9 protein-coding genes are annotated in these 12,965 nt (G+C 35.6%); 6 read left to right on the top strand and 3 right to left on the bottom strand.

All coding sequences use genetic code 11. From position 1 onward, the window contains the following. Window positions 1–334: 334 nt before the first annotated feature. Window positions 335–532, top strand: a complete 198-nt coding sequence (locus TERY_RS31970) for a hypothetical protein (RefSeq protein WP_155994210.1) — start codon at window positions 335–337, stop codon at window positions 530–532. A gap of 746 nt (window positions 533–1,278) precedes the next feature. Continuing rightward, window positions 1,279–1,407, top strand: coding sequence for a hypothetical protein (locus TERY_RS35905; protein WP_370496370.1), 129 nt, complete (start codon window positions 1,279–1,281; stop codon window positions 1,405–1,407). Window positions 1,408–1,726: 319 nt separating this feature from the next. Here the strand turns inward: TERY_RS35905 and TERY_RS01010 are convergent, their stop codons facing one another. Next, window positions 1,727–2,836, bottom strand: coding sequence for a T3SS effector HopA1 family protein (locus TERY_RS01010; protein WP_011610106.1), 1,110 nt, complete (start codon window positions 2,834–2,836; stop codon window positions 1,727–1,729). Window positions 2,837–2,998: 162 nt separating this feature from the next. After that, complete coding sequence (locus tag TERY_RS01005; RefSeq protein ID WP_011610105.1) at window positions 2,999–4,195, bottom strand: phosphotransferase; 1,197 nt, start codon at window positions 4,193–4,195, stop codon at window positions 2,999–3,001. A 1,255-nt stretch (window positions 4,196–5,450) separates the two neighbouring features. Between TERY_RS01005 and hpnH the strand changes: the two genes are divergently transcribed. The 4 genes from hpnH to TERY_RS00990 all read left to right on the top strand — a co-directional run bounded on the left by hpnH (window position 5,451) and on the right by TERY_RS00990 (window position 11,346). Further along, window positions 5,451–6,473 carry an adenosyl-hopene transferase HpnH gene (gene hpnH / locus TERY_RS01000; protein WP_011610104.1) on the top strand — a complete coding sequence of 341 codons (1,023 nt, stop codon included), beginning with the start codon at window positions 5,451–5,453 and terminating at the stop codon, window positions 6,471–6,473. Between the two features lie 243 nt (window positions 6,474–6,716). Next, window positions 6,717–6,863 carry a hypothetical protein gene (locus TERY_RS34310; protein WP_196797184.1) on the top strand — a complete coding sequence of 49 codons (147 nt, stop codon included), beginning with the start codon at window positions 6,717–6,719 and terminating at the stop codon, window positions 6,861–6,863. A gap of 1,339 nt (window positions 6,864–8,202) precedes the next feature. After that, window positions 8,203–10,755, top strand: a complete 2,553-nt coding sequence (locus tag TERY_RS00995) for a glycogen/starch/alpha-glucan family phosphorylase (protein WP_011610103.1) — start codon at window positions 8,203–8,205, stop codon at window positions 10,753–10,755. Between the two features lie 276 nt (window positions 10,756–11,031). Further along, window positions 11,032–11,346, top strand: coding sequence for a hypothetical protein (locus TERY_RS00990; protein WP_047164161.1), 315 nt, complete (start codon window positions 11,032–11,034; stop codon window positions 11,344–11,346). 691 nt (window positions 11,347–12,037) lie between these two features. Here TERY_RS00990 and TERY_RS00985 read toward each other — a convergent pair. After that, a complete protein-coding gene (locus TERY_RS00985) occupies window positions 12,038–12,841 on the bottom strand; it encodes a creatininase family protein (protein ID WP_011610102.1) in 804 nt (267 codons plus the stop codon). Between the last annotated feature and the right edge of the window lie 124 nt (window positions 12,842–12,965).

The following is a 12,965-nucleotide window of genomic DNA, read 5'->3' as shown; positions in this document are numbered from 1 at the left end:
TAAAATTAGTAGATAAACTTTGTTGATTTGGAATCAGACTTGGTTTTGTCTCTTTCCACTTATATTATTGCCTAACTTTCTTATAAATGCAAGGGGTTGAACAAAATCAAAGTGTATCTAATTGACACAATTATGTCTCAAAATAACGACTGATAATCATCCATTTTAACTCGAAATTAGCTAAAAGCTAGTTAATTAAATCAAAAAAGATAATTATTGGAGACATAACTCACACAATTATGTCTTTTTTGATTTTCTGATGGTATCGAACCACAATAAAAGTCAAAAAAAAACAGCCCCATAATTGAGCTGGAGCTGAACTGAAAAATTATTATTGAACTGGGGCGTGGGTTTGCTCACCAGAACCAAACACCACAGATATAGGTTGTTGTGTGCGCGATCGCCTAACCTACACCTCTACAATGATAACCTGCAACCTACAAATTCTAATCCTCCAGCTTTTTTGTCTTGTCGTCAACATAAGGCACAGAAAATACCTCAAGAAAGTATTACTAAAGTAGCAAACTTTTAAGAGGTATTTTCCTTTTATTAGTGATGGTCAGTTTTTTAGCTGTGCCTATGGTGCCAGGTAACCAAAAGTGAGGAACTAGCAAGATTAGTTAGTCAATTAGTCACAGTAAATCAACTGTCAGAAAAGGTAGGAAAGAATTGTTGACATAGTTCTCACTTATACTAAGATGGAATAATCACCAAATCACTCTCTTCTTTTTTTTTTACTTAATTTTATGATCAGTACCCCCAGCAGATACTCCATGAGATCCGTTTACCACAAAAGGTGAAGCTACCTTTACCACCCAATGTATTCGTCATTTCTCCCTCAGTCAAATCATTGAGGTAGCTTTCAGAATCTAAGAACAAGTCCGCACCAGCAGGACTTAAATCAGAGATGTTAATGTTAGCCATTTTTAAGTTACTCCTTAAGTAAAATTAGTAGATAAACTTTGTTGATTTGGAATCAGACTTGGTTTTGTCTCTTTCCACTTATATTATTACCTAACTTTCTTATAAATGCAAGGGGTTGAACAAAATCAAAGTGTATCTAATTGACACAATTATGTCTCGAAATAACGACTAATAATCATCCATTTTAACTCAAAATTAGCTAAAAGCTAGTTAATTAAATCAAAAAAGATAATTATTGGAGACATAACTCACACAATTATGTCTTTTTTTTATTTTCTGATGGTATCGAACCACAATAAAAGTCAAAAAAAAACAGCCCCATAATTGAGCTGGAGCTGAACTGAAAAATTATTATTGAACTGGGGCGTGGGTTTGCTCACCAGAACCAAACACCACAGATATAGGTTGTTGTGTGCGCGATCGCTTAAGCCAACCTACACCAGACTAGAAGAAAATGTAGAACCATTTAGTATCTTTGTCTGATCCTAGCGATCGCCATTTTCATTAGTTAGGCTTTTTGTTGGGTTCGCTGTCCCTTAACCCCACCTACACCAGACTATTCTTTAATAAACATCGGTTCTATTAATCATGTTAATTTAGGCGATCGCTACCTTCACAAATACCACCTTTTGTTCACTTCCTATCCCTTAACCCAACCCAGTTCCACTGAAAAATTATTGAAAATAGTGTAGGTTGGGTTGAGGAACAAAGCCCAACACATACAAATAATTAGCCTGATCTCAAAATTAATCTTTACGAGTTCTTGTTGGGTGGCGCTGTCCTTTAACCCAACCTAAAAAAACTATATCACCCTATAAACATCCTCAGAATTAGCATTCAAATAAGGACGCTGCAAATCAATTCCCAATAAAGAAAATTGCTCCAAAATTGCCCTCATTCTTCCTTCAGTCGAATTATCCCCCTGGTCCCAAGCTTTCAATAATCCATTTGCTATCATCTGACACCTATTCATACCAAAACTTTCCTGACTAGCAAACTTCCTGTCTGGCTCTTCAGCTAATCCCAAACCCGGTGCCAACTCCATGGTAAATAAAGGTATTTCTGATTTAAAATAAGATTTATTCTCCCCATAAACATCCGACAAAACCTGCCTCACCAACTCATAATTATCCTTATCAAAATAGAGTACCCCAGCATCGTAGCGATCATAATAATCACGAGCATACAACACTTTAAAACTAAAAGGAACAGCAACCTCATTTAATTTCTCTGTCAAACTACCCATGACCACTACTGCACCTTCAGAAGTAAAGTTAAAATAAACTCGCACCACTCCAGATTGACTTTCCGACTCTACCTGACTCTGACTACCCAAATTACCAACCGCCATATAGAAACCATTTTGCACCAAATTATTAGGCATCCGAATTGCTACCGAATCCCCCACAACAGCAGCTTTCTGAGATTCTTGAAGATGCTTTTCTCGTTCAATATGCAGTCGCAAACCATTCTTAGTAACAGCTAAAGCACCATCAGTTTCCTCCCTCAACACCGACCAACCAGAATCAAAATACCCCTCTCCCCTATTACTTTCTTCTAACTGAATATAAAACTCCATCTCTACCCCAAGAAAAGTATTATTCTCCAAATCTAATGGGCGACTATTTTCCTCACTATCCAATGCCAGGGAAGTTTGCATCGAACCATTATAATAGATACCATAGAGAAAACTACGCAATTGTAGACTCAGATATTTATCCCGCATTTGTTTTGGCAATGCCTGAAAACGAGCAACCACCTCAGCAGGCAAATCTAAAGGTTTATACTCAGGATGACGAATAGAAAAATCAGAGGAAATTTCTACCCTCTCAACAATGTCTAATAAAACTTCTTTTAATCGCCCAGTTACTCCAGTAGGGAAGTGATAACTTGGAAACTCAAGTAATTGCATAATTTTAAACCTCGTAAAATTTTTTAAGCATTATTGTAGTGGACTGTTTAATCTTAAATGTGGCAAAAGAAAAGTTGCCCAGAGATAGCTTTACTATCGTTCCCTATGACAATTCTCAACCACTATATTACCTGTAATAGTTCATTAAAAAGCGTTGTAGTACTAATGCATTCTACTGACTCCTGGCTCCTGACTCCTCAATACTTCTTCAATAGCAACACCAAAAATTGTAGACATTGATGAGTCAGGGCGACATAATAATGCTTTGGCAACCTGAAGCATCGCAATACCCGTATTATTAAAAGTCTTTTGATATTGAACCATTGACAAAATTCCTGTCATCAAACCCCAACCTGCAAACTGTACTACTTGTCTCAAAAAATCAGGACGATATGCCAAAATTTCTGGGAAAGTGTCAAAATAAGCTTTAGCTAAAGCAGCAATAGACGGTTGAAGTAATTCAAGGGGAGTGGTGGCAAATTTGAGAGATTCTTCTATACTCAGAGAATTACTAATAACCAAACTACCCAACCAAAGTTGCAGATAGCTGCTGATAGCCGTTCCCAAATCAAAAGCAGGGTCTCCCCAACTAGACCTTTCCCAATCAATTAACCGCACAATATTTTCACCGGAATTTTCCCAATTTTGAGCCATGAGAATATTATTTAGTTTCAGGTCATTGTGAGTCAGACAAGTAGGAGATAAAGTCTCGCGAAGTTGAGCGATCGCTTTCCCCAAACTGTCATATCGTTGATAAAGAGCAAAAAATCTCAACCCATCTACAGGAGCAATACCAAAAATGTCTGGTCCTATCCTTTCGAGACTATCCACCAAAAGTGGGGAGACTGCAGGTTTAGTACTAACAACTTCACTAGCAAAAAACTCTCGATAATTTTCTCTATTCCAAGTATCGCGGTGAACAGTCCCCAAAAAATTACCGATTTGAGCTGCAACCTTTGTAGGGAAAGTATTTTCCTTAGAATAGAAATCACTTAAATCTCGATAATTATCCAGGTAAGTAGAGACCACAATAGACTTTTCAGGGTCGTGAAATAACAACTCTGGCAGAAAGACACGCCAATGGTCAAGTTCAGGAAATGTCCGTAAGAATTTTTGAATTCGCCATTCTCCAAACAACTCACCAAGGGTTTTTCCTTGAGAATTATATTGTTCTTGTTTAACCAGAAGCTTTCGACCCTCTGGCAAAGTCACCAATAAATTAAAATTCTTAGCACTAATTAGCTCAACATTACTCTGAGAGTTCTGGGAAGGATATGGCTCCCCTTCCTGTAGGGAATCACATAAACCATTTTCTACTAAATAGTCGTAGACATTTCGAGAGTTTAAGACAAACTTCATTTCAACTCGCCTCTCAATTAAATATATAAATTATTAATCACTACTTATCTATTTATACTGACAAAATTTTAGGAGCCTGACAAGCATTTTCATGAAATTAAAAAGACATAACTGACATAATTATGTCTCTATTTACAGAAAAGATCCAGTTCATAAATTGATAACATATTTAGCCCAGAACTAGGATATGATTATCATCAGGACTTACCCACAGGCACTACATGAGCGTGATAGCAAATTCCAGAAAGCCCCTCAATATTGAGTTTAAGGTAAATTTGTGTAAGTCTTGATCATAGAATATTTGAATGTCAGCAATATTTTAGCCAACCAAAACCCAGCCCCATCTCCTCAGTCGGAAGGGAACAACAGAGGTGGATGCAGACCAAAGATTTTATCAATTCAGGAGACAATTTGAGTACAAGTGCCAATAGTGCCGTAAGTTGTCGTAGTTAATATATTCTTTCTGTGATCAAAAAACTTGCTCTAACTGCAGTCATGTCGAAGATATGCCATTAAGGCTGAGAATTCATAACGGCCCTGAATGTAGCTTATCAATAGATCGAGATTAAACCCAAGCATAAAGGGTGAGAAATGCCCTCAACTTGAGCGTCGACCCCTGTAGCTGAGTAACTTAAGGCCTCAGGGTCAGCAGGAAGTAAACATAACTATTATCACGTTATGTGAATCTTTGTATCAGTTTGATAGAGCAGTTATCCAATCATATATAGTAGTAATTTTCATGTTGCGGAGCACTCCGTTAACCCATACAAATGATGTAGAATTTCATCTGCCTGGGTAAGTCCTATTTTTGTCCATTCCCTAGTGTTTTGAGATCAAAAAAAAGACTTAATTCTATAATTTATGTCTTTTTTTTTAGCTATTACTTACATTAGGAATTTTTCTGGGATAGTATAGAGTGTCAAAAGTATTATTGAAAGTTTGTAGCCATTCAGGACAATAATTCATACCATAGTTTGCTGATGGCCACACAGATGCTATTCCATGATCATGGAAAGTATTTAGGGACAATAGTCATCTGATCATTCCCACACTTTTTTTGATGCACTACTCCATAACTTATAGCCTTTAAAAATTTTTGGTCTTGCTGAATAACTTTATAATTTTTCTAGGTTTTGAATTAGATTTATAACTTTCAGCTATCTATATTATACCTAGAATCAGCAATACCGAATTTTCTTTAAAAATTGGTTTTACTTATTCAATTGCAAATCTAGCAAAACAGATTACTTAAATTATGGCAATTCAACTTCAACAAGCTCTAGAAGTCGGAAAATATCTTCTAACTCAACGACTCAAAGGGCGCAAATATTTTCCTTTAGTATTAATGTTAGAACCTTTGTTTCGGTGTAACTTAGCTTGCCCTGGTTGTGGCAAAATTCAGCACCCCAAGGAAATATTAAAACAACATCTTACACCTCAAGAATGTTTTACTGCTGTAGAAGAATGTGGTGCTCCTGTAGTTTCTATTCCAGGAGGAGAGCCTTTATTACATCCACAAATTTCTGAAATTGTCAAAGGGTTAGTTGACCGGAAAAAATTTGTTTATTTATGTACTAATGGTTTATTACTCAAAAAGAATCTTGATAAATTTGAGCCTTCTCCTTATCTAACTTTTAGTGTTCATCTTGATGGTTTACAGGCAAATCACGATAAATGTGTAGATAGAAAAGGGGTTTTTCAAATAGCAGTTGAAGCTATTCGTGCTGCTAAAGCGAGAAGGTTTCGAGTTACTACTAATACTACTGTATTTGAGGGAACAGACCCGAAACAAATGCAGGAATTTTTTGATTTTTTAGAAAGTTTAAATATTGATGGAATGATGATTTCTCCTGGTTATAGTTATGAGTGGGCACCAGACCAGGATAATTTCCTGAAGCGACAGCAAACACGATTGTTATTTCAAGAAATTCTGAATCCTTTTAAAACTGGTAAAAAGAATTGGAATTTTAACCATAATCCTCTATTTTTAGACTTTTTGATGGGAGAAAAAGATTATGATTGTACTCCCTGGGGTAGTCCTAGCTATAGTGTGCTTGGTTGGCAAAAACCTTGTTATTTAATGAATGAAGGGTATTATGCTACTTTTAAAGAACTTATAGAGAAAACTAATTGGAATAATTATGGTTATAAAAGTGGGAATCCTAAATGTTCTGATTGTATGGTTCATTGTGGTTATGAACCAACAGCAGCAATGGCAGCAATGCAGTTAGAAAATATTCCTCAAGTTGTGGGTTCTTTATTTAAAATTGGTGCTTAAATAAATTTATAAAATGCTGAGATAAAGTCAATTTTTTTTCTATTTAAACTGTTTGAAAATATAGTAATCTGGAATATGGTGATTTAAATTAATCATGTATTTATGTTTAAGAGAAAATACAAGCTTTTTATTTTTCGCAGATAAATCAAGATTTTATCAGTAAGTCCGAACAAAAATAAAAAGCCCAACATAGCTAACTAGAAAAGTTAAAAAATTCGGTTCTAATTCACTTTATATTGTTCAATGCCCTCCCCAACATATGGGTGGGTATTGCCTCGAATTAGATGGGTTAAAACTTTTGAACTCTTGCCTGATAATATTAATCCCAAGTTAGTAAATATTCGTCGAAAAAGTAGTAAATGTTTTTTCGGCTTCAAAGTAGAAAGATAATCTATCACTTACTAATTTCTTAGTAGATTTAGTTAGTATAAATAATGGAGTCGAATCTAAGGCTATGTTATCCACTGGTAAAGTATTTTTATTAAGGCCAAGTCTTATGGAAAGTTTGAAGCTAAACTCTCTTTTATACAATATTCAAAACCAACATCAAACTAAGTTTTCTTATTCTAAAAAAGCTTCTGTTAAGATAGCTAGATTACATAGCAAAATAGCCAATACTAAACGGGATATATTAGATAAATTAACTACGATAATTATGGTCTATAACACCTACATAACTATATGATAGTTATACTATATAAATCCCATATACATAGCTACCTGCCGAAATGCTTGAGTCTAAACTATGGTCATTTGTATAGTCAGAAAAACCCAAACTTATGTGTTTATCCTCAGTCTAGTTAGCAGAATTATCACCAAGCCAATAATCTGTATCGGGTAAAATTATTGGTAATAGTAAAATTATAATAAAGACTATTGTTAAATAGTTACACTAACTATATTTCACTAAATACAATCTTATACTATTTTAACGATGTGAGAGACTAATAATTACACAGCAGATATTATGCGAATAGTTTTAATTATGACTATTTAATAAATAACACTATAATATTATACTAATTTTTAAAATTTGTGTAATATTTTATTTTTTCTTTGGGATTTGCAAAAAATAAAAACTTGTTAATAAAAAAAAATTGATAATTAATCAATTATTTAGGAAAATGTGATTATTTTATACTAAAATATTATTGATTTAGTATAGAAATAAATTAATACAACTAAACTTATCTCTATAAGTATTTGTGGGGAAATCTTAGCAAATATCCAACTGACTACTACTAAGTCTCAAAAAAGCCTTGTCAATCTGTTTTGATGACTCGTAACTGTTGGCTATAAATCTGGTATTATCTATGATAATCTGTAATGATATTGATTCATGTTACTTGGATTCAAAGCCGAACTACAGCCAAATAACCAGCCAAAAAAATTGCTGGCCTCAAACAAATTCTGTAGTCCGTGATGCAAATAAATTGGGGTTTGTAGTTAACGAAAAACATCCCTTTTTAATATGTTAAGAGTCCCCTACATTGAGTTGAGTTTACTGATGGTATGCTCAAGGTCCCATTAAGGCAAGCTAGAGTGTTTTAACCTCTAGATATCTCAAAGTTAGGTGGTGCTGAATTAAGGGACGAATATAAATAATTGGTGTAAATATTCTACCCACCCAAAAATATAACGAACAAACAAGATGCTCGTTTTACAAAACTATTCAAATTATCCCCCACTTATGCAAAGCCCAAAGTTATGATTAGTAAATTATAAAATTATGCAAGAAGTACAGCCAGAAAAACCTTACACAGAAAAAGTAAAAATTCAAATAGAAGACGATCGCACAGGTACGAGTCTTGACACTATTAAACGAGCGATCGCAGATAACTTATATTATTTACAGGGAAAAAACATAGAATTTGCCACACCTTATGATTATTACATGGCATTGGCATATACAGTACGCGATCGCTTGCTCCACCGTCACCTACAAACTACTAAAACCTACTCCAACCAAAACGTTAAAACAGTATATTATCTCTCAGCCGAATTTCTCATGGGTCGCCAACTAGCCAAAAACCTAGTTAACGTTGGTTGTTGGGAAGTAGCGCGTCAAGCTCTAGAAGAATCATGTCTTCAACTGCATGACTTGATTGAAAAAGAACCAGAACCAGGTTTAGGTAACGGCGGCTTAGGCCGCCTCGCTGCCTGTTTCCTAGACTCCCTCGCTACCCTACAAATTCCTGCAGTAGGCTATGGTATCCGTTATGAATTTGGGATTTTCAAACAACTGGTTCATAACGGCTTCCAAGTCGAACAACCAGACAAATGGTTAAGTCTGGGTAACCCTTGGGAAATACCCCGCTATGAGGAGAAAGTAGAAATTAAACTGGGTGGCGACACCGAAACTTACACAGACAAAGAAGGCAACTACCGTGTTAGGTGGATACCTGAACGCACAGTCATCGGAATGCCCTATGATACTCTAGTACCAGGCTATAACACCAACACAGTTAATAACCTACGGTTGTGGAGTGCTAAAGCTAGTAATGAATTTGACCTACAAGTTTTCGATTCTGGGGACTACAACCGCGCCGTCGAAGATAAGACTGTTTCTGAAAATATTTCTAAAGTTCTCTATCCCAATGACAACATTTTCCAAGGCAAAATGTTGCGGTTAGAGCAGCAATATTTCTTTGTTAGTTGTTCTCTTCAAGATATCATCCGTACTCACTTATCGCGAAATCGCAATTTAGATAATTTCCACAAAAAAGTAGCCATTCAACTGAATGATACCCACCCTTCCATTGGGGTTGCGGAATTAATGCGACTGCTGATAGACGAACATAAGATGGAATGGGAAAAAGCTTGGAAGATTACCCAAAATACTTTTGGCTACACTAACCATACTCTGTTAGCAGAAGCCCTAGAGCGTTGGCCAGTTAGTATGTTCAAGAGTTTGCTGCCACGACATATCGAAATTATTTATGAAATTAATTTCCATTTGCTAGAAGAGTTGAAGAAACGCTACCCTGGTGATGATCGACGTTTAGCACGGATGTCACTAATAGAAGAACAGCCTGAAAAGAGTGTACGGATGGCTCATTTGGCTTGCACCGGGGCTCATGCTATCAATGGTGTAGCAAAATTACATACTCAACTTTTGAAAACAGATGTTTTGAAAGATTTCTATAAACTTTGGCCGGAGAAATTTACGAATAAAACTAATGGCATTACTCCCCGTCGTTGGTTATTAATTAGTAACCCCAAGCTGGCATTACTAATTACAAATAAAATCGGCAAAAATTGGATTAATAATTTGGAGGAAATTCAACAACTTAAGCAATTTGTTAATGATCAAGAATTTCGCTATAATTGGAGTCAGATTAAGTATGAGAATAAGCAAGATTTGGCTACTTATATTAAACAAAATATTGGGGTTGTAGTTAATCCTAACTCTTTGTTTGATATTCAAGTAAAAAGACTCCATGAATATAAACGTCAACTGTTGAATGTCTTTCACATTATTACTCTTTATAATCGGATTAAAGAAAATCCAGATACAGATATTTTGCACCGCACTTTTATTTTTGGAGCCAAGGCAGCCCCTGGTTATTCTATGGCAAAGTTAATTATTAAATTGATTAATGCTGTAGCGGAAATAGTTAATAATGACCCAGACGTGCGCCATCGTCTCAAGATAGTTTTTATTCCGAATTTTTCTGTATCTCTTGGCCAGCAAATTTATCCTGCTGCCGATCTTTCTGAACAAATTTCTACTGCTGGAAAAGAAGCTTCTGGTACTGGGAATATGAAATTTTCCCTCAATGGTGCTTTAACTATTGGTACTCTTGACGGAGCCAATATTGAAATTAGAGAAGCGGTAGGAGCTGATAATTTCTTCTTATTTGGATTAACTGTTGAAGAAGTTAAAGCATTAAAATATCAAGGATATAATCCTCAGAAATACTATAATGATAACAAAGAATTACGACAAGTAATTGACCGTATTGCTTCTGGTTATTTTTCACCAGGTAAACCAGATTTATTCCAGCCACTGATAGTATCTTTACTAGAAAAAGATGAATATATGTTGTTGGCTGATTATCAATCTTATATTGATTGTCAAGAAGAAGTAAATAAGGCTTATCGTAACCCAGAATATTGGACTCGAATGTCAATTATTAATTCGATTAATATGGGTAAGTTTTCTGCTGACCGTACTATCTCAGAATATTGTCAGGAAATATGGAATGTTGATCCTGTGAAAATTGATATGGAAGCATATAATCAGGAAACAGCAGGTTTACAACGTCATTGTCAGATTTAATTGATAGACAAAAGTGCTAGATCGGGCAAATAGTTATATCATGTTCGGTTTAATATTTAAATTTTAGAGGATTTTGGCACTGATACAGGAGAGAGAAGGCAGGAGGAAAAAAAAGCACTTACGGTCGAAAGTTTTTTTTGATCACTAATTTTCCGGACATGATATTATTTATTCGTGGATACCTTCGGTGACATTTTTTCCCCTGGCATTCCCGGGGCTAGTAAATCTTGGTAATTCATCAAGAAAGTGTGGGCAAGAAAGTGTGGGAATGATCAGATGAATATAGTTCCTCAACCGTATAAATTATTATGGAGCGTTCTCTATGTGGTAATCATAAACCCCATAAGCATAGAAAAACTACTATTAGACCCCAATAGTACTATTGTCGCGAATTTGGATAAACTTTCACTGAAACTTTTGATACTTTATACTATCGTCGGCAAATTAATTCCAGAAAAAATACCCATAGTTCTACAAGCTCATGTCGAGGGCAGTAGCTTAAGAGAAATTATTTGTACGGTGAAACTCGCCTATAATATAGTAATCAGTTTAGTATCTAGTAGCTTCTCAAAAAGGACAAATACTTCATAGTGCCTATGTACAAAATATAGAAACCTCACAATTCAGCACAAGTCAGCAGTAATGAATTTGGGTCATTTTTCCCAAACAACAAAAATATTATCAGATGAATGAATTGACACCAGGTAATTGTTGGATAGGTATGACTCAAACCTCATCATAAGGATTAGTTGTGAGTGCTAGAGTGGGTAAACATTCTGACCAGTTTATTAAATAATTGACCCTTAAATACGGAAGGGAAAAACCTCTGTAATAAAATGGCATAGGTCTAATTAAAGTAGGTCTTAACAAGTTTGACCTCCAGAAGTAGAACACACATAATTGGAAAAGATCAAACGGAGCAATTAGATCGTACTAACGGAATTGTCTGACAACAAATAGGCCTCAGGGATCGCTGACAAAATAAATTTGGTAAGAAATAGGAGTAAACTAGTAAACTAAGGTAACAGTAAGGTTGCTCGTGAGCTATCTCAATTAGACGTGGGTTCATGTTCGATCTTGAGAATACTGCTGTACAAAGAGCAGGGTAAGGGAGCAATTCCTTTGGCCAGAATATATGAACATATCTAATTTAATGATTTTGGCTTTATTATAAGTGATCATCCGAACATGATATTATTCTCAATCTATTTATTTTTTATAGAGGGTTCCTCACTACCATACCGTTCAAAAAAAAACTGCTGAATTCTGACTTATGAATTCCTTAACTTAAACTTGGCTGCCGAAACTTATAAAGATCTCTAATCAACTTCGCCCAACTATTAGTCAAACCGTCAAGTATATGATCGCCTTTTTCCTTAGTCGCCACCGTGGCATCGCCCAATACACCACTATGAGTCAACTCTCGCGTCAACCAAGCAAAAGACAACTTTCCCTCCATACTCAACATACTTTCTTCTGGCAAACCTTGAGGATATTCACACACCGCTTTATCCATCTTCACCACATCTGGCAACATTGATAGCATTACACTTGTTTCAGCATCTCCGGCATGAATTCCTAATTCCATTTCCTTCTCGGTCAATAATTCTTGACAAGGGTTAGGTACCCTCCAAGCTGAGAGCGGAAATAGTAAAAAATCCTCATATTTTTGGTGCAAGTCTCGTGCCACAATTTTAAGAACTTGAGGTTGCCCACCATGGGCGTTTAAAAATACCAACTTGCGGAACCCAGCTCGATATAGACTTTCTCCTGTTTCTGTCAAAATAGCCATCAAAGTCTGGGCGCAGAGGGTAATAGTACCAGGAAAATGCCAATGTTCGTTAGATTTGCCATAATATTGGGTGGGCAAAGCATACGCAGGGATATTCTTCTCTAGTTTTTCAAGTGCTTTACCTGTAACATAAGTGGCGATCGCCGAATCAACAATTAAGGGTAAATGAAGCCCGTGTTGTTCAATAGAACCTACTGGTTGAATAATTACTACATTTTCTTTATCTGGCATTGTCTCAATATCTTGCCAGGTCAGATAGGGAAAAAATCTATCTGGTGGGATAAAATTGTGCATTTTCCTCCTATGTCACTCCAATCAATTATTCAACCTTTGGATACTATTTTCTACCGTTCTCAGAAATCTACAAAAATCTTATAAAATCTATTATTCGATTATTCGTAAATATAATTCTCCAAGT

Origin of the sequence: Trichodesmium erythraeum IMS101 (genome assembly GCF_000014265.1) — a bacterium.
Taxonomy (GTDB): domain Bacteria; phylum Cyanobacteriota; class Cyanobacteriia; order Cyanobacteriales; family Microcoleaceae; genus Trichodesmium; species Trichodesmium erythraeum.
This window is presented reverse-complemented; position numbering and strand designations above follow the sequence as displayed.